The sequence below is a fragment of the Aliidiomarina sanyensis genome (genome assembly GCF_003987175.1).
Classification (GTDB): Bacteria; Pseudomonadota; Gammaproteobacteria; order Enterobacterales; family Alteromonadaceae; genus Aliidiomarina; species Aliidiomarina sanyensis.
On sequence record NZ_PIPM01000002.1, the window covers coordinates 312,236 to 333,461 of the forward strand.

A 21,226-nucleotide genomic window follows, 5' to 3' on the forward strand; every position below is an offset into this window, starting at 1 on the left:
CCTACCTCCTCACCCTGACGTAACCGCCAGGTACTTGCTTGATCCACCCACCCAACTCGAGACTGATGAGCTGGTTCACTACTTCTGAGACCCCGAGTTCGCTCCGCTCGAGGAGCACTTCAAACGAGGTGGTCTCAAAATCCACGTTAGCTAATAAATGGGGGTTTGCCAACCCTGTTTCAAGAAATTTCCCACCGTTTTCACAAAAATTCTCAACTTCTCCATGATTGCCCTGTAGCAAGCAACCTTGGGCTGGGTAGTCCGCGAGCACGTCCTCGGCACAGGTCACTAATTGTGCTCCTTGCTGAATAAGTCGGTGACAACCCTGCACCATCGGATTCATCAAAGAACCGGGAACCGCGTAAATATTTCGGTTCTGATCGATGGCATGCTGAGCCGATTGTAACGAACCACTGTGAAGTCCGGCCTCAACCACCAATAGACCTTGGCTTAGTCCAGTAATAATACGGTTTCGACGAGGAAATTGTTCAATTCGCGGTGGCGTGCCCGGTAGATACTCGCTCACCAAGAGGCCCTTTTCACGCATCTGATAATATAAGGGACGATTTCGCGCAGGATAGATCCGATCGATTCCACACCCCAGCACCCCGATACTTGCCCCTGCCACATCTAAAGCCGATCGATGGGCGACCGCATCGATTCCCATGGCCATTCCGCTAACCAAACAGACCCCAGCGCGAGCCAAAGGCCGACACAGCTCCTCAGCGACAGCGAGTCCCGCGGGAGTTGCATGGCGGCTGCCAACCACGCCCAGAGACGGGTGCGCGAGTATACCTGAATCACCGCTTAGAAACAGCACCAGCGGTGGAGCATGGATCGCACGGAGGGCGGTCGGATATTCGGGGCATAAGAAGGTCAAGATACTGTGACGGTCATTATCGTCGAGCCAGCGGATCACGGTTTCAAAATGCCCCGCAGCAAGCTCGGGAAGCTGAATCGCCAACGAATGCGGGATCCTTAGCTTTTCGCGTGTTTGAGCCTGCTCGTCCCTCTCATTCTGCGCGCGCCATTCACGTTGCAGCACAGCGGAAGCGCAGTGCAGTTGCAACCACTGCATGAGTTCATCCGGTTGAATTGTTTCAGCGTAAACCATAAAGCGTCCTTGCGGTTTTAAAGGCCGAGTAAAGCCGGCCAAGAGCCTGCAAGATATCTGTGAAAATCCAGTTTGGGACAAGGGAAAACCTGTCTTTTCAGCCAGAATCCCGTTAAAATTAAAGATCCCGGATCGGTATAGGTAAACGAGGTAGAAAATTAGTATGGCGACGATGACCATCTTAAAATATCCAGATGAGCGCTTGCGGACCGTGGCAAAGCCAGTTGAATCGGTCGATGACGCCTTGCGCCAAACCATCGACGATATGTTTGAGACGATGTATGAGTCTCAAGGTGTCGGTCTCGCAGCAACTCAAGTAAACGTGCATCAACGGTTCTTCATTGCGGACTGTGGTGACGAGAAACCAGAACCCCTAGTCTTTATTAATCCGGAAATTATTGAACAAGAGGGTCACTTCGAGAACGAAGAAGGGTGCCTGAGTTTCCCCGGTGTTTACGCCAAAGTTGAGCGTGCCGGAAAAATCAAGGTTCGCGCTTTGGATCGGAATGGTGAAACTTTTGAACGGGAAGCCGAGGGACTGCTGTGTATTTGTATCCAGCACGAACTGGATCACCTCAATGGCAAATTATTCGTCGACTATTTATCACCACTCAAACGCGACCGCATTCGCAAGAAATTAGAAAAAGAAGCGCGCATCGCCGCGAAAATGGCTTAAGGAATCAATCACGTGCGTGTACTTTTTGCGGGGACTCCTGACTTCGCGGCGCGGCATCTCCAAGCGCTGCTCGATACCAGTGACATGGAGGTTGTTGGTGTTTACACCCAGCCTGATCGTCCCGCTGGTCGTGGCAAAAAACTCCAAGCCAGCGCCGTCAAAGAGCTAGCACTCAAACATGATGTTCCTGTTGAGCAACCGGAGTCATTAAAGTCGGCTGAGGCGCAGGCACAGCTCGCGGCGTATCAGGCAGATATCATGGTGGTGGTCGCCTACGGTCTGTTGCTCCCTAAAGCTGTTTTGGACACACCACGATTAGGATGTGTCAACGTCCACGGTTCCTTGCTGCCTCGTTGGCGAGGTGCCGCACCGATTCAACGGGCGATTTGGGCCGGTGACCTTGAAACGGGTGTCACGATTATGCAAATGGATGAAGGGCTTGATACGGGTCCGATGCTTGCCAAAGCGCACCTTTTAATCTGTAAAACCGACACCAGCGCCTCTTTGTATGAAAAACTTGCACGGCTCGGCCCCCCGACGCTCATCGAAACACTGCGGGCAATGAATACGGGAGATATTCGTGCGGTTCCGCAAGAAGACAAGCAAGCCACTTACGCTAAGAAGCTGACGAAAGCTGAAGGAGAAATCGATTGGCATGAATCTGCGGCCTTTTTGGAACGCTGCGTTCGGGCCTTCAATCCATGGCCTGGTTCGAGCTTCCTATTTCATGGCGAGCCAATCAAAGTATGGGCTTCCACCGTATTGGAACACCCCAAGGAGGCCCCGCCCGGAACCATTTTGCGGGCCGACAAACATGGCATCTTGATTAAATGCGGTGATAAAGCGTTGAATCTTGAACGATTGCAACCACCCGGTAAAAAGCCGATGTCGGCTGCCGATCTGTTAAATGCTCGCCGAGAGCAGTTTATGCCCGGACTCGTGTTGACCAATAAACTGGTGCGTGATGAGTAAGCCCGGCGCTGCCCGTGCAGCGGCGGCCAAAGCGCTGTTTGATGTGTTACACGAAGGGCGGTCGCTTAATCAAGCGCTTCCAGAAGCAAGTCAGACCCTCACGCCTGCGGATAGGGCGTTCTGCCAAGCCATGTGTTTCCAAGTCTTACGCGCTCTGCCGAGCTACGAATGGTTTGTAAATCAGCTCCTCGCGAAACCGCTTAAGAGCAAAGTACGTATCGTTCACTATGTTCTATTGGTTGGTATTTGCCAGCTCCGCGACCTTCGAACACCGGCACATGCCGCAGTAGGTGAAACCGTAAATGCGATGCCGCTGCTGAAACAAAAAGCATTACAAGGCCTCGTGAACGGTGTACTGCGAAACTTTCAGCGTCAGCAAGCGTCACTCGAAGCCCGGCTCGCGTCTGATCAGCAGAAAAGTGCCTCATTGCGAACGCAACATCCGGGCTGGTTGCAGAAGCGCTTGGAGCGAGCGTATCCGGACCAATGGGAGCGCATTTGTGAAGCCAACAATCAACCGGCTCCGCTGTGGCTTCGCATTAATTTGCAACACACCTCACGCGACGCGTATCTCGATTTGCTGCAAGCACAAGGCATCGACGCAATAACGGACCAACAACTTCCTACGGCAATTGCCCTACAAAAAGCAGGCGATGTGACTGCCCTTCCTGGGTTTGCTGAGGGCTGGGTCTCGGTCCAAGATCGGTCCGCTCAGTTCGCTGCCGTGCTGCTTGACGCCCAACCCGGCGAACGGGTGCTTGATGCCTGTTCAGCACCCGGAGGAAAAACCGTTCATATACTCGAGCGCACGCCCGAACTGCAAGTCGATGCGATGGATCATGACGCCACGCGACTGCAACGAGTCGCACAAAATCTCGCGCGAATGGGATTTAGCGCGCAGATTATCTGCGGTGATGCGGCCGATCCCACATCATGGTGGGATGGAACCCTTTACGACAGAATTTTACTCGATGCCCCGTGCTCAGCAACCGGGGTTATTCGTCGCCATCCGGATATCAAGTGGCTACGACGCGACGCAGATATTGATGCCTTGGTGAATCTACAAAAGCAAATCCTGCGCGCGCAATGGGCACTTTTAAAGCCCGGGGGTCGATTACTCTATGCGACTTGTTCCGTCTTGCCGCAAGAAAATGAGCTGCAAATCATCGAGTTTTTGGAGGATGAACCCACGGCCCGCGTGGTGCCCATTGAACATGCACAGGGGCACGGCTGGCAGCTACTCCCTTCCTCTCTTCTCGCTGATGGTCATGGCGGAGATGGTTTTTATTACTGTCTCCTCGAAAAATCGACAGATAAGGCGTAAGCTGAAGACAAATAAGAACAAAGGTGCGCTGCCGGGATGAAGAAGATAATTATCGTGGGTGCTGGGCAAGTGGGGGCAACACTAGCCGAGAGTCTAGTCAGTGAGCGGAATGAAATTACCGTTGTCGACCCTGATCGCAACATGCTCAACGAGCTTCAAGATAAATACGATCTCCGAGTGATTCAGGGCAATGGCGCCCATCCTGATGTCTTGCGCAGTGCGGGTGCAGATGACGCGGATATGCTCGTCGCTGTCAGCAGCCTTGATGAAGTCAACATGCTGGCCTGTCAGGTTGCGCACAGTATCTTTAACTGCCCCTTGAAAATAGCGCGTATCCGATCCGAGCAATACACCAAATATCATGACCGACTATTTCGCAAAGAACAGTTGCCCGTCGATCATATCATTTCCCCCGAGCAGCTCGTCACCGGTTACATCAAGCGGCTTATCGATTACCCCGGTGCGCTCCAAGTTCTTGAGTTTGCTGACGGGAAGGTGAGTCTCGTTGCCGTTCGGGCATCTTACGGGGGCAAATTGGTGGGCCATGCAATTGCTGCACTTCGGAAACATATCCCGAACATTGATACACGGGTTGCGGCAATTTTTCGTCAGGGCCGCCCGATTCGCCCGCTTGGTAGCACCATTATCGAAGCCGATGATGAAGTGTTTTTCGTTGCTGATACACAGCACATTCGTGCCGTTATGGATGAGTTGCAACCCCGCGAGGCCCACTATAAGCGCGTGATGATTGTCGGCGGTGGAAATATTGGTGCAGGGCTTGCCCGCCAGCTAGAAGACACCCATCGATTGAAGCTGATCGAACTCAGCTTGCATCGTGCCGAAGAATTGAGTGCGCAATTCGACAAAACACTCGTCCTGCATGGCGACGCCTCGGATCAACAGATGTTGAGTGAAGAACGGATTGAAGACATTGATGTATTCATCGCGGTCACGAACGATGATGAAGCGAATATCATGTCCGCCCTACTCGCCAAGCGAATGGGTGCCAAAAAGACCATGGTCTTGATTCAACGCAGCGCTTACGTTGATTTAGTTCAGGGCGGCGATATCGATGTTGCCATCTCGCCTCAACAAGCAACAATTTCTGCTTTGTTGCGGCACATTCACCGGAGTGACTTTGCAAATGCATACTCCCTTCGTCGAGGGGCTGCGGAGGCCATTGAAGCAGTCGCTCGAGGAGATGAAAACACCTCCCAGGTTGTCGGGCGTGAGATTGGAGCGCTGAAGTTACCTCCGGGTACCACGATTGGAGCCGTGGTGCGAGGCACTGAAGTATTGATTGCTCACGACGACACCCTCATCCAAGCAGATGACCATGTGATTCTCTTTTTGGTGGATAAGAAATACGTCAGCGAAATTGAGCGGCTATTTGCGCCCGGAGCACTTTACTTCTAAGACCTTTGTTGGATGGAGGCGCCCCAAGCTAAGGCGCCTTCTTAAAACAGATGGCCGCTTATTGCTTCCAAAAAGCCGGCGAGAACAACACGAGCAGCGTAAATATTTCAAGTCGACCAAAAACCATCGCAAGCATCGCGATCCATTTTCCTGCCATCGAAACCTCGGTAAAGTTTGCGCCGACAACACCCAATCCCGGTCCGAGGTTATTCAAGGTCGCCGCCGTTGCGCCAAACGCCGAGTAATCATCCAGGCCGGTCGCAATAAAAAGCAACATCAGAATCACGAAAAGCAGTGCATACGCTGCAAAGAAGCCCCAAACCGCCTGAACGACACGGTCTGGTAGAGGCCGTTTTCCATATTTAACGGTAAATACTCCTTTCGGGTGAATGAGCCGATTCATTTCGCGTACACCCTGACGATAAAGCAAAAGCACTCGAACGACTTTGAGTCCCCCGCCGGTGGAGCCGGCACTCCCTCCAATAAAACTCGCGAAGATGAGGATCATCGGGAGAAATACTGGCCACACGGTGTAATCGGCTGTGGTAAAGCCTGCGGTCGAGCTAATACTCACGGCTTGGAAAATCCCGTGAACAATATTATCCAGTGTGTTGGTAAATTGCTGATGGAAGAGCAAGGTGGAAACCACGATGACCATCAAAGAGAACTGGATAATAATCAGTGCTCGAAATTCGGGATCCCGGAAATAGGTCTGAACCGACCCGATGCTCCAATCATAGTGCGTCTGACCATCCACGCGTTTTCGATGCATCCGAGGAAATGCCGCAAAATGCAGTGAAAAATTCACTGCGGCAATCAGTAAGAACAGAACTCCAATCATCGGAATTGCGGGATTGTCATAATACCCCATGCTCGCATCATGGGTAGAAAAACCACCAATGGCTACGGTCGAGAACGCATGGCCTATCGCATTGAAGGGTGTCATGCCCGCAAACCAATACGCTGCGGCACAGGCAATCGTGAGCCCCAAATAGATATACCAAAGCTGCTTCGCGGTATCGGCAATCCGAGGGGTCATTTTTGCATCTTTTACCGGCCCTGGGATTTCGGCCCGATACAGCTGCATGCCACCAATCCCGAGCAAGGGAAGAATCGCAACGGCCAGCACGATGATTCCCATCCCCCCAAGCCACTGAAGTTGTTGGCGATAGTAACGGTAGGCATGGGGGAGTTCATCAATTCCAACTAGAATGGTGGCGCCAGTGGTGGTGAGCCCAGAGAAAGACTCAAACATCGAGTCGGTGAACGACAAGGTATGTTCGTCCGGCATCCAAAAGGGAATAGCTCCCACAGTACCCAGTACGACCCAAAATAATACGACTATTACGAACCCTTCACGGGTTTTGAGATCGCGCTTGAAGAGTCGATTCGGATACCAAAGAAAGAAACCAATCAACAGCGACACAATAAAGGCGGAGAGGAAAGCCCAGCCGCCGCCGTCTTGGTAGAAATATGCGAGTACTGCGGGTGGCAGCATTGTGACGCTAAAAAGCGCGACGAGTAACCCAAGAATCCGCAGTATGGTGCGTACTTGCATGTGAGCGCCTGTCCTCGGCCATCAGATTATTATTGGTGTTATTGTGGACGCAAAGGTGCAAAAGTTCCACGTGGAACCAAGAACTTAGCCGCGTCGCCCGCCATTGATTTGCATGCGAATCATTGGTGCCAATACATTAACATCTTTTCCAAGCAGCATCGCGTAAATTTGTTGATAGGCCAATACCGCTTTCACGTAATCGCGGGTTTCTTGGAAAGGAATCATCTCAACCCACATATCCGCGGCCACACTCTCCTCTGGCAACCATTCCTGCATGCGATGAATTCCAGCATTATACGCTGCTGTCGCAAGGAGCCAATTGTCATCGGTCCGACGCAGTAATTCCGCAAGGTATGTTGTGCCTAATCGGACATTATCTTCTGGGTTAAACAACTGATTTTGAATGTTCACACGGGGATTTGGCCCGGGTGCACCACGCTGCAAGTACTCCGCAGTTCCCGGCATGATTTGCATCAGTCCCCGTGCGCCAGCGGGTGAGACTGCATCAACCTGAAACGAACTTTCACGACGCGTAATGGCGAAAACCCAGGCCGGATCGATGCTCGCTCGCTGCGCATTCTCGGTGAGAAGTTCGGAGAAGGCCAGCGGGAAACGACGATGGACATCATTTAGGGTTCCGCTTTGCGCAAAAGCAAATATCGCCTGATCATACCAGCCCCATTCAGATGCGAGGATAGCTGGAAGGACGCGCTCCTCTTCAGTCAGCCCACTGCGTAAATGATTCCACTCACGACGCGCATCCATAAAGCGCGATAACTGGCGAAGCTCATAAGCCCGCTGGGCAGCAGGTTGCTGAGCCAATACGTGGAGTGCTTCCGGATGAAACTCAGGCTCTTCATGCTGGAGGGAAGGCATCAATGTAAGCCGCGCACTTGCAAGAAAACCATAATAGTTCCGTTGTTGCGCTGCCTGTTCCATGAGCTCCAATGCACGATCAATATGGCCAAGCTCTGCTTTCGCCCGCGCCGCCCAATATTGCCACTGAGCCCGGCTCGCAACATCCGGTGGGAGCCGGTCTGTAAAACGCGCGATCGCTTGGAAATTTCGGGTATTCAGATGTGCCGCTAAATACCATTGACGGGCCGTATCCGACATATCCGCGGGGTCAATACCCTCGAACCACTGTTTCGCCCGCGGGTCCCCACGGAGCGCGAGTGTAACGGCAATATCAGATTCCATTTGGCCGCGCTCCGCCGGTGTAAATGCATACCGGTCCCGGAAATGCTCCCACACTTCAACGAGCGTATTATGATTTGTCCACCGAATTCGATTTAAGCCATAAAGCACAATCTCTCGCTCTCGCTCATCTTTTCCGGGAAACTCTTGAAAGCGTCTGATGGTATTTGGCGTCGCATGAACACGGCGCATCAAATCGGCGAGATAGCGCGTCTCATCATCCATGAATCGCGTCAGATAACGCGCAAGGCCTTGTTGACGTTCGTTCAGTGCGAGAAGAATGCGCTCCCACACAATTTGATCCGTACGCTGCCCTGCATTCGCCCACGCCGCAAACACGGGATCACAAGCCGAAGGCAAACTCCGCCCATGACGCCACTGATCGCTCACTTCATTCCAGAATGGCTCCAAAATCCCATCGGAAGCGCCGTCTCGGATTTCACGCTGAAGCGCACGATACTTTTCTCGAAGGTAGAAACATTGTAAGTGGGTGGAATTTTGCCAACGATAATCTCTGAGAAATCGCTCCCCATCATTGCGTCGAACAAGGTACTGCAGCCATGCCGTTCGGAGTTGACGCTCGGCTGGCGTCCCTGTGAATTCGTTGAAGAACTCCAAAACAACAGGCTCATTCGCGAGGCTAAAGTTTTGCTCTAGCAATGCCACTTCGAGATAGGGTAACAACGGATAGTCCGAAAGCTGCAGCATCTTTTCGCGCGCTTGAGTAAACTGGCGCCGCTCAATCAAACGCTCTGCCTGTAAAAACATATCCCGCTGGTCCGCCCGCACCGCTTCAGAGCCTAATTGTACTGGGTTAGTATCCTGTAGTTCGGTCACAGCCTGGGCCGACGCCACGGCCAACATTCCCCAACAAAGTGAGGCGGAAAATAGGAATTTAAACGGGTGTTTAATTTTGTTTCTCATTATGGGATGATTACTGCCGTTGTTTTACCATACTCTTGTAGCACACTATCATAAGGACTCAAGAGTAAAACATGCGAGTTTGCAGAGGTCCGCTCTGCTCATTAGTCTCGGGAGACCACAGATGATCTACCAAGGTACGAACCTGTCCGTCGATTTTATCGAGCCGGGTATTGCTGAAATTCTTTTTAATGCGCCGGGCTCAGTTAACAAGTTCGACGAGAAAACATTAAACGAGTTCAGTGATGCATTAGATGCCCTTGCCTCAAACTCTGATTTGAAAGGAGTTTTAGTTCGTAGCGGCAAGCCAACCTTCATTGTTGGCGCTGATATCACCGAATTTTTGACCCTCTTCTCCGACCTCGAAAAGACCAAGGTCTGGGTCCATAAAGCATCTCGAGTGTTCGACAAGCTCGAGGATTTACCCGTTCCAAGTATTGCTGCTGTGAATGGTTTTGCGCTCGGAGGCGGTTGTGAAGCAATCCTCGCGTGTGACTATCGTGTTGCGGACGAAACCGCAGTGATTGGCTTGCCAGAAGTCAAGCTGGGGCTCATTCCCGGCTTTGGTGGTACCGTTCGGTTACCTCGGGTAATCGGTCCCGACAACGCACTCGAAGCCATCGCCTCAGGTGCCAACCACAAGCCGGAAAAAGCACTCGCCCTTGGGCTGGTGGATGCTGTCGTGAAATCTGATCGCCTCAAAGAAGGCGCACTGGCAATGCTTCGTGATGCGATTGCCGGCGACCTGAATTGGAAAGAAAAACGTCAGCCGAAACTTGAGCCCCTCAAAGCAAATGATACCGAGAAGCTGATGACCTTCTCGACCGCGAAAGGGTTTGTCTGGGCAAAAGCTGGTAAGCACTACCCTGCACCGCATGCGGCTGTGGAAGTTGTTGAGCGCGGCGCCGGCGAAGCGCGTGAACAAGCACTGAACATCGAGAACGAACTGTTCGTAAAACTTACCCAAACCGATGCCGCGCGCGCCCAGGTCGGCATTTTCTTGGCCGATCAAGTGGTCAAGGGCAAAAGCAAGAAAGTGTCCAAAGCAGCAACAAAAGATATTAAACGCGCCGGCGTACTCGGAGCAGGTATCATGGGTGGCGGTATCGCGTACCAAAGCGCTGTGAAAGGTGTTCCGGTGGTGATGAAAGATATCCGCCGAGAAGCGCTGGACCTAGGACTTGCTGAGGCATCAAAGATTCTTGGAAAAGGCCTTGAGCGCGGTAAAATTGACCAAAAAGCTGTTGCGAAAACGCTCACTTCCATTACACCGACCCTCAACAACAGTGAGTTGGCGGATGTCGATATCATCGTTGAGGCTGTGGTTGAGAATCCAAAAATTAAAGGTTCGGTCCTTGCCGAAGTTGAGAAAGTTGTCGCTAAAGACGCCATCATTACTTCGAATACTTCAACAATTTCGATCGATACCCTAGCAGAGAATCTTCAAGACCCGTCACGGTTCTGCGGTATGCACTTCTTTAATCCAGTGCATAAAATGCCGCTTGTTGAAATCATTCGCGGTAAACATACCTCCGATGAAACCATCGCTGCTGTTACCGCTTATGCAATGCGCATGGGCAAGACTCCTATCGTCGTGAATGACTGTCCCGGTTTCTTGGTCAACCGCGTATTGTTCCCTTACTTTGCTGGCTTCAGCAAGTTGCTTGACGATGGCATCGATTTCCCAGCCATTGATAAAGTAATGGAAAAAGAATTTGGTTGGCCTATGGGTCCGGCTTATCTGTGCGATGTGGTTGGCCTCGATACCGCAGACCACGCCACCCACGTGATGGCTGCCGGATTCCCAAGTCGTATGGCACGGGATGAGAACGGTGCTATTGCTCAGTTAGCGAAAAATGAACGCTACGGGCAGAAAAACGGCAAAGGATTTTACGAGTACACGGTCGACAAAAAAGGTCGTCCGAAGAAAGTCGTCAATCCCGATGTGTACGGCATTATTGGCAAAAAAGAGGCCTCCGCCGAGAAAGATGAAATCATCGCACGCTGCATGATTCCCATGGTGAATGAAATGATTCGCTGCCTTGAAGAAGGCATCGTGGATTCAGCGGAAGAAGCAGATATCGCACTCATTTACGGACTTGGCTTCCCGCCATTCCGCGGGGGCGCCTTCCGTTACCTCGAAACCGTAGGTTTAAAGAAATTCATCGAGTTGGCCGACAAGTTCGCCGATCTTGGCGAGATGTACCAAGTAACCGATGGCTTGCGCAAGAAAGCAGCCAATGGCGAATCTTACTTTAAAAGCTAACTTCGAACGGAGATTGTTATGAAAGACGTCGTTATTGTAGATGCAATTCGTACCCCGATGGGCCGTTCGAAAGGCGGAGCGTTTCGCAACGTCCGAGCGGAAGATTTATCAGCAGAACTGATGAAAGGCCTTTTGGCCCGCAATCCAAATGTTGATCCAAATGAGCTGGAAGATATTTATTGGGGATGTGTCCAACAGACTCTCGAGCAAGGCTTCAACGTGGCACGCAACAGTGCGCTGTTGGCCGGCATTCCACACCAAGTTGGCGCCGTCACAGTAAATCGCTTGTGTGGAAGTTCGATGCAAGCCATCCATGACGCTGCTCGGGCCATCCAAACCGGCAATGGCGATATCTTTATCGCGGGCGGTGTCGAGCACATGGGGCACGTTCCCATGATGCATGGTGTTGATTTTCACCCCGGCTTGAATCGGTCTGTGGCAAAAGCCGCTGGTTCGATGGGGTTAACCGCTGAGCTTCTCGGCAAGAAATTTGGCATTTCTCGTGAAGATCAAGACGCGTTCGGTGCACGATCGCATCAGTTAGCCCATAAGGCCACCTTGAGTGGCGAGTTCAAGAATGAGATTTGGGCAGTCAACGGCCATGATGAGCATGGGGTTCTGAAACGTTTTGCCCATGACGAAGTCATTCGCCCAGAAACCACAGCGGACGGCTTAAGCAAGCTACCCGCGGTGTTCGATCCAGCGAATGGAACCGTGACGGCGGGAACGTCTTCGGCAATTTCCGACGGCGCCGCAGCAACCTTGGTGATGTCAGCGGATCGTGCAAAATCGCTCGGCCTCACACCACGGGTTAAGATTCGCTCGATGGCGGTTGCCGGCTGTGACCCCTCAATTATGGGTTACGGTCCAGTTCCTGCGACTGAGAAAGCCTTGCAACGCGCAGGTTTAACGCTCGATGACATTGATGTTTTCGAACTAAACGAAGCGTTCGCGGCGCAAGCCTTGGCGGTGATGAAAGGCCTTGGCATCGATAGACACATGGAAACCAAGATTAACTTGCATGGCGGCGCGATCGCGTTGGGCCACCCACTGGGCTGCTCAGGCGCGCGAATCAGCACGACGCTCATCAATCTGATGGAACAGAAGGACGCGAAGTTTGGTCTTGCAACCATGTGTATCGGTCTTGGCCAAGGTATCGCAACCATTTTCGAGCGGGTGTAACCGAATGGTCAGGCATGGATTCTGCATGACCTGGCATTGGCTGCACAATCGAAATCTCCTATAATCAAAGCCGGCACGCAAGTGCCGGCTTTTTTAGTTTATCAGGACATGAAGTCATGGCACCTTTTCAAAGTGCAGATCAGCAGCTCGACACCCTAGGCCTCCGTTGCCCTGAGCCCGTTATGCTGATTCGCGGAAAAATTCGCACCATGAAGGCCGGCGAAAAACTGCTCGTTATCGCGGATGACCCAGCGACCAAACGAGATATTCCCTCGTTCTGCCGTTTTATGGACCATGAACTCCTAGCGGCACAAACCGACCAGACACCGTTTCATTATTTGATTCAAAAAGGTGGGTAATCGAACCGTTAACGGTTATAGGTATTTTTGCCAGAACTCCGCCCTGCCCATGGCCTTATCTAACTCATAGGGCTTAAATCCAAATTTTTCATAGGCGAGCTTGGCTGGCTCATTTCCGGTCAAAACTTCGAGAGTTAATTTACAACAGCCTCGTGCTACCGCTTCGTCGGCTACCGCCTGAAGCAATTGTTGTGCAAGTCCCTGCCCTCGGTAGCCAGACCGCACGGCAATATCGTGAATGTTACAGACGGGCTTCGCTGCAAAGGTCGAAAACCCTTCGACACAATTGACTAGCCCCACGGGCTGCCCATGTTCATCCCAAGCGAGTAGACTCCAAACGTGCGGACGCTGCGCCATTTCAGCAGCCAGCGTTTTTCGTGTCGAAGACGGTAAAGCTTCGCCGCCACCCATCGGGTCTTGGGCATAATGATCAAGCATCTCGATAAGCGCGTCGGCATCTTCTTTTTTCGTATAATCAACTTTGCTAATTCGTATCATTTCAAAACTCGCTTCCAAATCTATTCGGTTTCTTCTTCATCTGAGGTGTGCGTGCTTCCTTCCTCGGCGCTCTCCTCAAAGCCAGTCACCTCACGAACCCAGTGACGTAGGTGGAACCGCATTTCAGCCATTGTGAGCGAAGCAACAATATGGTCAAGCATATTGTAAACATTGACTTGCCACCCTTCGTCCGTCAGGTAACTTCGGCTTAACAAGGGTGCGGCGTCGCTCTCGAAAGCGGCAGGGGCATGCTCATTTGCTTTTGGGAAAATATCCAAGATGCGCTCGAGGGGGATTGCACCATCCTCTTTAGATACTAAAACCAATGTGTTTTTCGGCAACAGGTGACGGCGATTCTCAAGCTGTAACGAGCTCTTGCTTTGATTCACGCGAGATTGAACATTTGCCACCGCTTTGTGAAATGTTCCACGTGGAACAGCACGAGCCAAAAGGCGCTCCCCTCGTTCTATTTCATAGAGTCGAGATGCCGTGTCCGCAAAATCAAGCATGGGGGCAATCAAAACGGTTCCCGCGACCGGTGTTTCGTTGTCTTGCATCCGAGCGTTGAATTCTGTGGCGGCAATCATACCCATGGAATTTCCAAGTGTGATGATTGGTCGGTTCGGGTGCTCCGTATGAATGGTGTCGATGAGCGCTGAAATACCATTCAGCCCAAAGCTAAAGGGCTGTCGCTCGGTGGGCCCCGCCACGACCCAGGTTGCATAACCATAATGCCGTAGCTCCAAGCCTAACGGCATGGAAGCAATTAGTGATGTCGTGCCATATCCGGGGAAGATAACGATCAAGGGTGCGTTTTCCTCAGGAGCCCGACTTAAATCGTAACGTGAAGTTTCCGAAAGATCCTTGAGGTCCTCACCACTTCGAAACGCGATATTTGCTGTCCAACGGAAGTGATCCATCGGAAGGTCATCGGTGATATCAAAAAACACATGGCACTCCGAGGTATTACACACCTCTCGCACCTTCGGTTCAAACACCTCAGTGACCGGCGCAATCCCAACAAAATCAATGGTTGAGGTCTCAATTCGCCGCTCAATCATGCTGGTGCAGCCTGCCAGTGAGAGCCACACGAATGTAGCAATGACGCCGCGTACCACTGACCCTTGATATGTCATGATCCTGCTTCCCTGTTGGTTCATTTAATCTCCGTTCTTAAAGTCACAGTCCACCAAATGATCATTCACCATCCCGACCGCTTGCATAAATGCATAACAAATGGTCGGACCCACAAAATTAAAACCCGCTTTACGCAGCGCTTTCGACATGGCACGAGACGCATCGGTTTCAGTCGGAACGTCAGCCATTGTTTTTGGAAAGTTTTCCACCGGTGAACCATCCACAAAAGCCCAAAGCCACTCAGAAAAATCAATCCCCTGATGGAGCATCTGCATATAGGCATCCGCATTACGGAATATGGATTGGATTTTGAGTCGATTTCTTACAATCCCCGCATTCGTCATCTGTTCAGCCACAAATGCCTCACGCTCTGTACCCTGAATGGCTGCCAACCGAGCGGGCTCAAAGTGAAAAAATGCGGCCTCGTATGCCGCTTGTTTGCGTAAAATTGTAATCCAACTTAAACCCGCTTGCTGTCCGTCCAGACAGAGCTTTGCAAACAATTCACGCGCATCATAAACCGGTCGTCCCCACACGTGGTCATGATAAGCCTGATAATCCGGTGCATCTCCACACCAAGGGCAGCGTTTCGTTTGTCTTTCAAATGGATTCACATCGATTCTCCCTGTGATTTCGCGGGACTGTCGGGGTATAATCACACAAATCCCTAGTGCTTCACAGCAGACATTCGGCCGAATTGAGTGGGAACTCCATGGAAAAATTTGATGTAAAAACATTTCAGGGCTTAATCTTCGCCCTGCAGGACTATTGGGCGCAACACGGTTGCGCTATCGTACAGCCGCTCGACATGGAAGTGGGTGCAGGCACATTTCACCCGATGACATTTTTGCGCGCTATCGGGCCCGAGCCGGCAAGCTTTGCTTATGTGCAACCATGCCGTCGTCCTACCGATGGTCGGTATGGAGAAAACCCGAACCGCCTGCAACACTACTATCAATTCCAAGTCATCATGAAGCCGTCCCCTGCGGACATTCAGGAGCTGTATCTTGGTTCACTTAAACTTCTCGGTTTTGACCCACTCGTCCACGATATCCGATTCGTTGAGGACAACTGGGAATCGCCTACCCTCGGTGCGTGGGGACTCGGCTGGGAAGTCTGGCTGAATGGCATGGAAGTAACCCAGTTTACGTATTTCCAGCAGGTCGGTGGTTTAGAGTGTAAACCCGTATCCGGTGAGATCACCTACGGATTAGAGCGCCTGGCGATGTACATTCAAGGCGTGGACAGCATTTATGATCTCGTTTGGGCACGGGGACCTCGTGGCACCATTTATTATCGGGATGTGTTTCACCAAAACGAAGTTGAGCAGTCTGCCTATAACTTCGAGCACGCTGATGTCGACGTATTATTTTCCCGTTTCGATGCCTGTGAAAAGGAATGTGAGTTATTAATCGAGAAGAATTTACCCCTTCCTGCGTACGAGCAAGTCATGCGTGCGTCCCACGCCTTTAACTTACTTGATGCACGTCACGCAATTTCAGTCACTGAGCGTCAGCGCTATATTCTGCGGGTACGCACTATGGCAAAGGCCTGTGCTGAAGCCTATTATGCCGCACGAGAAGCGCTCGGATTCCCCATGGCTGCAGAACAGGGAGAGACAGCAGAATGACTATTAAGACAAACGATTTATTGATTGAGCTGGGGACCGAAGAGCTTCCACCTAAGGCCTTAAAGAGCCTCAGTGAAGCGTTTACGCAAGCCTGGATTCAGCAGCTTGAACAAGCGCGTCTGTCTGCCGAACGCGTACAATCCTTCGCGTCTCCACGCCGTCTTGCTGTATTGATTGAAGGCGTCCAAACAGCGCAAGCTGACGAAGTCGTTGAAAAACGGGGGCCTGCTGTTCAAGCAGCCTTTGATGCCGATGGAAAGCCAACCAAAGCCGCCCTTGGATGGGCTCGTGGTTTAGGGATCGATATCAGTGAAGCGCAACGCCTCAGTACCGATAAGGGCGAGTGGCTCCTGCATGAAGCGAAAGTACCAGGCAAATCCTTAACTGACCTGTTACAGGGTATGTTGGACGCGTCGGTAAAACAAATCCCAGTCCCCAAAGCCATGCGCTGGGGCTCAGGTGACTATCAGTTTATCCGTCCGTTGCACCGCCTGACGGTCCTTCTAGGACAAGAAATTATCCCAGCGACGCTTTTTGGGGTTCAAAGCTCCAATAAGGTGACCGGACATCGTTTTCATCATCCAACTGATGTCACTCTATCGCACGCAAAAGACTACGCCCAAGCACTGCGAGATGCATACGTTATTGCAGATTTTGCAGAACGCAAAGCGATGATTGAGCAATCGGTCGTAAACTTGGCTGAAAGCGAGAATGGAATCCCTGTCTGGGATGACGCGCTAGTGGAAGAAGTCGCCTCCTTGGTCGAATACCCCGTTGCATTAGTGGCCGGATTTGATGAAGCTTTCCTCTCCGTGCCAAAGGAAGCACTGATCTATACGATGAAAGATGATCAGCGCTATTTCCCGCTCGTTGATACTCAAAATAACTTGCTGCCGCGCTTCATCTTTATCAGCAACATCCAAAGCCTTGATCCCGTGCAAGTGGTGTCAGGCAATGAAAAGGTGATCCGTCCGCGTTTAGCAGATGCTCAATTCTTCTTTGAAACCGATAAGAAGCAAACGCTAGCGAGTCGGATCGCAAAGCTCGATTCCGTATTGTTCCAGAAGGAACTCGGCTCAACTGGGGATAAAGCACGAAGAATTGCTACAAATGCCCGCAAGATTGCAGAACTTCTTGGAGTTGACGCTTCAGCCGCCGAACGTGCAGGCCTACTCGCAAAAGCGGATTTAGTCTCCAATATGGTGATGGAATTCCCTGAAGTTCAGGGCATCATGGGAATGCATTATGCACGTCATGATGGTGAGCCCGAGGTGGTCGCCCAAGCTATTGAGGCGCACTACCGTCCACGCTTTGCTGGAGATGAGCTACCGGTCAGCTCAGAAGGCTGCGCAGTCGCTCTCGCGGACAAGCTCGATACCTTAGTTGGTATTTTTGCCATCGGTCAGACACCAAAAGGCGACCGTGACCCCTTTGGCCTCCGACGCGCCGCCATTGGAATGTTACGAATTCTGGTAGAGAAAGAACTCCCATTGGACTTGAACAAACTAGTTGAGATAGCGGTCGCCTCATACGGCGAGATCGTGAAGTCACCGGAGTTGGTTCAAACCCAAGTGGTCGATTTCTTACTCGGCCGTTTCCGCCCTTGGTATCAAGATCAACATATCCCAGTTGATGTTATCCAAGCGGTACTCGCGCGCCGCCCCACGGTAGCGCTCGACTTCGACCGTCGCGTGAAGGCCGTCGCCGAGTTCCGTGCTCACCCGCAGTCAGAAGCCCTTGCTGCCGCCAACAAACGGGTGAGTAATATCCTGGCTAAGGCTGACACTGTGAACCACCAAATCAATGAATCACTCTTACAAGAGGATGCTGAGCACGCCTTGTTTAAGGGACTAACCGGTATTGAAGCCCAGGTAGAAGACGCCACGAACGAAGGCGACTATCAAGCTGCAATGGAAGCGCTGGCGACACTTCGTGAGCCTATCGATGCATTCTTTGAAAACGTGATGGTGAATGCCGACGATGATGCGGTTCGGAATAACCGCTTAGCGATGCTTCACGCGCTTCGTAATCAGTTTCTACGTATTGCGGATATCTCCCTTTTGCAGAATTGATGGGTGGTTCAAATCAAACGCAGTTTGACACTCAAAGCCTCCACCTTAGGTGGGGGCTTTTTTTATTCTAGCGCAATGAAAAGCTTGAACTTTCGCTCTATGCTTAAGCCATGAGTAATGATTATTGTTTTAGGGAGCGAGGCACCGATACCAATGAAGATTGCATTCTTTAGCAGCAAAACTTATGACCAGAATTCGTTTACACTTGCGAATGCCGGCCATGCTCATGCCATGACATTTTTCGAGGCGCCCTTAAATGCAGATACCGCATCAATGGCCCAAGGATTTCCGGCCGTATGTGTTTTTGTGAATGATGTGGTGAATCGTCCCGTGTTGGAGACGCTTAAAGCCCAAGGGACTGAGCTTATTGTCCTCCGGTGTGCAGGTTTTAATAACGTCGATCTGAATGCTGCATCCGAGTTAGGAATTCGGGTAGCTCGCGTCCCTGCCTACTCTCCTCATGCGGTGGCAGAACATGCCCTCGCATTAATTCTAACGCTCAATCGTAAAACCCATCGGGCCTATAACCGCGTGCGTGAAGGCAACTTTTCGCTCGACGGGCTGTTAGGGTTTGACCTAGCCGGCAGAACCGTGGGCGTCGTTGGAGCAGGCAAGATCGGCGAGATTTTCGCGCACATCATGGAGGCGATTGGCTGCAAAGTTCTCATCTCTGATCCCTACCCGAGCAATACAATACAAGAAAAATACGAGATTGTGCCATTCGAGACCTTGGTTAAGGCATCGGATATTATTTCATTGCATTGTCCATTAACCCCGAGCACGCATCATTTGATCAATGAAGCTGTTCTGAGCCAATGCAAACGCGGGGTCATGCTGATTAACACCAGTCGGGGAAAAATGGTCGACACGAAAGCCGCGATTCAGGCACTCAAAACCGGACAGCTTGGGGCATTGGGTTTAGACGTTTACGAGGAGGAAGGCGACCTCTTCTTCGCGGACTTGTCCTCAGAGGTTATCCAGGATGATGTGTTCATGCGGTTACTATCATTTCCGAACGTGTTGATCACAGGGCATCAAGGCTTCTTTACACGCGAAGCATTAAAGAATATCGCCGACACAACGCTTGCGAATGTGACCGCTTTCGCAACCGGAGAAGGAGAGTTTTTCGAAGTTGGGACCGAGAAGATTGTTGGCTGATGATGGACCTTACACCACTCCTTATCACACTGCCTTTTTTAGCCATTTTGATTGGAATGATAGGCTTACGATGGACAGCACTGAAAGCTGGCTTCGTCGCAGTGTGTATTACCATCCCAATACTCATAGGTGTCCTTGGGAACAACATCGCAGAGTTTACGTCACGGATGGCACCCGGTGCTTTTCTCGAAGCCGCATTTATGAGTGGCAGTATTTTGTGGATTATCTTTGGAGCACTTTGCATCTATCACGCCCAAGAAAAGCAAGGCGCGACTTTGGTAATCCGCAACGCGTTGGCACGGCTGCATCCGAATCCGCGAGTTAGCGCGCTCTTTATCGCATGGTTTTTTAGTTTATTTATGGAGGGTGCTGCTGGCTTCGGAACCTCGGCTGCGCTTACCGCGCCCTTTCTGGTATCGGCGGGGTATCGTCCAGTGCTCGCAGTCGTCCTTGCATTATGGGGACATTCACTTGGAGTAGTCTTCGGTGCCGTGGGCACGCCCGTTTTAACTCAAGCTATGTTGGTTTCCTTCACAGACTTAGCACTCTCTCAGGCCGCCATTCCATCCATGATTCTACCAACATTAACCCTTGGGGCGATTTTGAGTATTGGTTGTTTTGCTTTCGCTCGTAGTTCAGGGAACCAGGCACCTCACTCCCGACCTCCCATGGGAATTATCATTTTCTTTGGCATCCTTGCAGCGGTGGCCTTTCTTGTTCCTGCCGCCTTGATTGGTTTGTTCTTAGGGCCGGAACTCCCAACGCTACTTGGGGCCGTACTCGGTGCAATCATTTTCACGGTGGTCGTTCGGTATCGACAGCGAGGCGGCTTTTTGAACGCCCCACAAGCATCCTCTATCGATCCGAAGGGGTTGCTCCTAGCTCTGGCACCATACTTGGTTTTAATTGCCCTTGTCCTAATGACACGCTTAATTCCTGACGTAAAGCACCTCGTTCAACACGCACGGATCGGCTTTCATTGGTACCATTACCAAAGCAGTATCCAAATTTTCTATCATCCAGGGACTCTCTTATTCGTGAGTTTCTTACTCGGGGCCACAATTCAGCGCGTCCCCTTTAATTCACTGAACTTCGCCGTCCGACAAAGTCTATTGAAAATTCTCAGTGTGTTAGGGGCATTGTTTGTCATGTTATTTCTATCCCGCATCCTACTTCACGGCGGGGCCATCGATGTACTGAGCCGCGAGGCAATCAAGCTGAGCGGCATAACCTGGCCTTTCTGGGTTGCTTGGTTCGGGGCATTGGGGACCTTTATTACCGGCTCTGCGACCGCTTCCAATATCTTGTTTAGCGAATTCCAACGCACAGCGGCGCTCAATGGCGGTTACCCGATTGCTCCGCTCCTTGGTGCACAATCCGTTGGGGCTGCGGTCGGAAACATGGTCTGCCCGCACAACATTATTGCGGCGGGGGCAACCGTTCAATTGAATGGTCAAGAAGGTGAAGTTATGCGATACACGCTACCCGTCGCACTTTTGCTATGCTGCTTGGTGGGAATCAGCGCGTTACTTTGGATTCACCTCCTCTGAATTAACCTTCCCTCACGCCGTAAGCAGACATCGACTGGATACTCGAGACCTGTGGTAACCTAAAATTCGATCGAGTAGGAGGAGGCCTCCTGGCCTCCGTCCTCTCACACCACCGGGCATACGGTTCCGTACCACGGCGGTTCATAGGTTACATTTGAGCTGATGGTAACTGTCCATCAGCGATACCAGACCCAGT

17 protein-coding genes are annotated in these 21,226 nt (G+C 51.5%); 11 read left to right on the forward strand and 6 right to left on the reverse strand.

Going from position 1 to position 21,226, the window contains the following annotated elements:
• Position 1: 1 nt before the first annotated feature.
• Entirely contained in the window at positions 2–1,114 is a 1,113-nt protein-coding gene (dprA, locus tag CWE11_RS03705) for a DNA-processing protein DprA (RefSeq protein WP_198675578.1), read from the reverse strand.
• Positions 1,115–1,277: 163 nt separating this feature from the next.
• Between dprA and def the strand changes: the two genes are divergently transcribed.
• From def to trkA, 4 genes are read left to right on the forward strand one after another with little or no spacing between them, the layout of a single operon-like run.
• Entirely contained in the window at positions 1,278–1,790 is a 513-nt protein-coding gene (def, locus tag CWE11_RS03710) for a peptide deformylase (protein WP_126776250.1), read from the forward strand.
• Positions 1,791–1,793: 3 nt separating this feature from the next.
• Entirely contained in the window at positions 1,794–2,762 is a 969-nt protein-coding gene (gene fmt / locus CWE11_RS03715) for a methionyl-tRNA formyltransferase (RefSeq protein ID WP_198675588.1), read from the forward strand.
• Entirely contained in the window at positions 2,755–4,086 is a 1,332-nt protein-coding gene (rsmB, locus tag CWE11_RS03720) for a 16S rRNA (cytosine(967)-C(5))-methyltransferase RsmB (RefSeq protein ID WP_126776252.1), read from the forward strand. Before fmt ends, rsmB begins: the two co-directional genes overlap by 8 nt.
• Positions 4,087–4,122: 36 nt before the next feature.
• Positions 4,123–5,502 (forward strand): Trk system potassium transporter TrkA, encoded by a 1,380-nt coding sequence (gene trkA / locus CWE11_RS03725; protein ID WP_126776253.1) that lies wholly within the window; start codon positions 4,123–4,125, stop codon positions 5,500–5,502.
• A 58-nt stretch (positions 5,503–5,560) separates the two neighbouring features.
• Here the strand turns inward: trkA and CWE11_RS03730 are convergent, their stop codons facing one another.
• Positions 5,561–7,060, reverse strand: a complete 1,500-nt coding sequence (locus CWE11_RS03730; RefSeq protein ID WP_126776254.1) for a TrkH family potassium uptake protein — start codon at positions 7,058–7,060, stop codon at positions 5,561–5,563.
• An 84-nt stretch (positions 7,061–7,144) separates the two neighbouring features.
• A complete protein-coding gene (locus CWE11_RS03735) occupies positions 7,145–9,112 on the reverse strand; it encodes a transglycosylase SLT domain-containing protein (protein WP_198675579.1) in 1,968 nt (655 codons plus the stop codon).
• Positions 9,113–9,302: 190 nt separating this feature from the next.
• Between CWE11_RS03735 and fadB the strand changes: the two genes are divergently transcribed.
• The 3 genes from fadB (at position 9,303) to tusA (ending at position 12,985) form a co-directional block, all read left to right on the forward strand.
• Positions 9,303–11,444, forward strand: coding sequence for a fatty acid oxidation complex subunit alpha FadB (gene fadB, locus CWE11_RS03740; protein ID WP_126776256.1), 2,142 nt, complete (start codon positions 9,303–9,305; stop codon positions 11,442–11,444).
• An 18-nt stretch (positions 11,445–11,462) separates the two neighbouring features.
• Positions 11,463–12,626 carry an acetyl-CoA C-acyltransferase FadA gene (gene fadA / locus CWE11_RS03745; RefSeq protein WP_126776257.1) on the forward strand — a complete coding sequence of 388 codons (1,164 nt, stop codon included), beginning with the start codon at positions 11,463–11,465 and terminating at the stop codon, positions 12,624–12,626.
• A gap of 116 nt (positions 12,627–12,742) precedes the next feature.
• Entirely contained in the window at positions 12,743–12,985 is a 243-nt protein-coding gene (tusA, locus tag CWE11_RS03750) for a sulfurtransferase TusA (RefSeq protein WP_126776258.1), read from the forward strand.
• A 15-nt stretch (positions 12,986–13,000) separates the two neighbouring features.
• Here tusA and CWE11_RS03755 read toward each other — a convergent pair whose 3' ends face one another.
• The 3 genes from CWE11_RS03755 to CWE11_RS03765 are packed head-to-tail and all read right to left on the reverse strand — an operon-like array spanning position 13,001 to position 15,234.
• Complete coding sequence (locus CWE11_RS03755) at positions 13,001–13,483, reverse strand: GNAT family N-acetyltransferase (RefSeq protein WP_126776259.1); 483 nt, start codon at positions 13,481–13,483, stop codon at positions 13,001–13,003.
• Positions 13,484–13,503: 20 nt separating this feature from the next.
• Positions 13,504–14,619, reverse strand: coding sequence for a serine aminopeptidase domain-containing protein (locus CWE11_RS03760; RefSeq protein ID WP_157981281.1), 1,116 nt, complete (start codon positions 14,617–14,619; stop codon positions 13,504–13,506).
• A 24-nt stretch (positions 14,620–14,643) separates the two neighbouring features.
• Entirely contained in the window at positions 14,644–15,234 is a 591-nt protein-coding gene (locus CWE11_RS03765; RefSeq protein ID WP_241971714.1) for a DNA-3-methyladenine glycosylase I, read from the reverse strand.
• A gap of 98 nt (positions 15,235–15,332) precedes the next feature.
• Here CWE11_RS03765 and glyQ point away from each other — a divergent pair, with 98 nt between their 5' ends.
• The 4 genes from glyQ to CWE11_RS03785 all read left to right on the forward strand — a co-directional run bounded on the left by glyQ (position 15,333) and on the right by CWE11_RS03785 (position 21,030).
• Positions 15,333–16,250 carry a glycine--tRNA ligase subunit alpha gene (gene glyQ, locus CWE11_RS03770; RefSeq protein ID WP_126776262.1) on the forward strand — a complete coding sequence of 306 codons (918 nt, stop codon included), beginning with the start codon at positions 15,333–15,335 and terminating at the stop codon, positions 16,248–16,250.
• A gap of 2 nt (positions 16,251–16,252) precedes the next feature.
• On the forward strand, positions 16,253–18,322 hold the full coding sequence (glyS, locus tag CWE11_RS03775) for a glycine--tRNA ligase subunit beta (RefSeq protein WP_126776286.1): 2,070 nt from the start codon (positions 16,253–16,255) through the stop codon (positions 18,320–18,322).
• 153 nt (positions 18,323–18,475) lie between these two features.
• Complete coding sequence (locus CWE11_RS03780) at positions 18,476–19,480, forward strand: 2-hydroxyacid dehydrogenase (RefSeq protein ID WP_126776263.1); 1,005 nt, start codon at positions 18,476–18,478, stop codon at positions 19,478–19,480.
• Entirely contained in the window at positions 19,480–21,030 is a 1,551-nt protein-coding gene (locus CWE11_RS03785) for an L-lactate permease (RefSeq protein WP_126776264.1), read from the forward strand. Before CWE11_RS03780 ends, CWE11_RS03785 begins: the two co-directional genes overlap by 1 nt.
• Positions 21,031–21,226 lie beyond the last annotated feature (196 nt).

What these genes read in the sequence shown, in the direction of transcription:
- tusA (WP_126776258.1), top strand. Translation starts at nt 12,743, where the DNA reads ATGGCACCTTTTCAAAGTGCAGATCAGCAGCTCGACACCCTAGGCCTC.
- rsmB (WP_126776252.1), top strand. Translation starts at nt 2,755, where the DNA reads ATGAGTAAGCCCGGCGCTGCCCGTGCAGCGGCGGCCAAAGCGCTGTTT.
- dprA (WP_198675578.1), bottom strand. Translation starts at nt 1,114, where the DNA reads ATGGTTTACGCTGAAACAATTCAACCGGATGAACTCATGCAGTGGTTG.
- CWE11_RS03780 (WP_126776263.1), top strand. Translation starts at nt 18,476, where the DNA reads ATGAAGATTGCATTCTTTAGCAGCAAAACTTATGACCAGAATTCGTTT.
- CWE11_RS03730 (WP_126776254.1), bottom strand. Translation starts at nt 7,060, where the DNA reads ATGCAAGTACGCACCATACTGCGGATTCTTGGGTTACTCGTCGCGCTT.
- def (WP_126776250.1), top strand. Translation starts at nt 1,278, where the DNA reads ATGGCGACGATGACCATCTTAAAATATCCAGATGAGCGCTTGCGGACC.
- CWE11_RS03760 (WP_157981281.1), bottom strand. Translation starts at nt 14,619, where the DNA reads ATGACATATCAAGGGTCAGTGGTACGCGGCGTCATTGCTACATTCGTG.
- fadA (WP_126776257.1), top strand. Translation starts at nt 11,463, where the DNA reads ATGAAAGACGTCGTTATTGTAGATGCAATTCGTACCCCGATGGGCCGT.
- CWE11_RS03755 (WP_126776259.1), bottom strand. Translation starts at nt 13,483, where the DNA reads ATGATACGAATTAGCAAAGTTGATTATACGAAAAAAGAAGATGCCGAC.
- trkA (WP_126776253.1), top strand. Translation starts at nt 4,123, where the DNA reads ATGAAGAAGATAATTATCGTGGGTGCTGGGCAAGTGGGGGCAACACTA.
- glyQ (WP_126776262.1), top strand. Translation starts at nt 15,333, where the DNA reads ATGGAAAAATTTGATGTAAAAACATTTCAGGGCTTAATCTTCGCCCTG.
- fadB (WP_126776256.1), top strand. Translation starts at nt 9,303, where the DNA reads ATGATCTACCAAGGTACGAACCTGTCCGTCGATTTTATCGAGCCGGGT.
- CWE11_RS03785 (WP_126776264.1), top strand. Translation starts at nt 19,480, where the DNA reads ATGATGGACCTTACACCACTCCTTATCACACTGCCTTTTTTAGCCATT.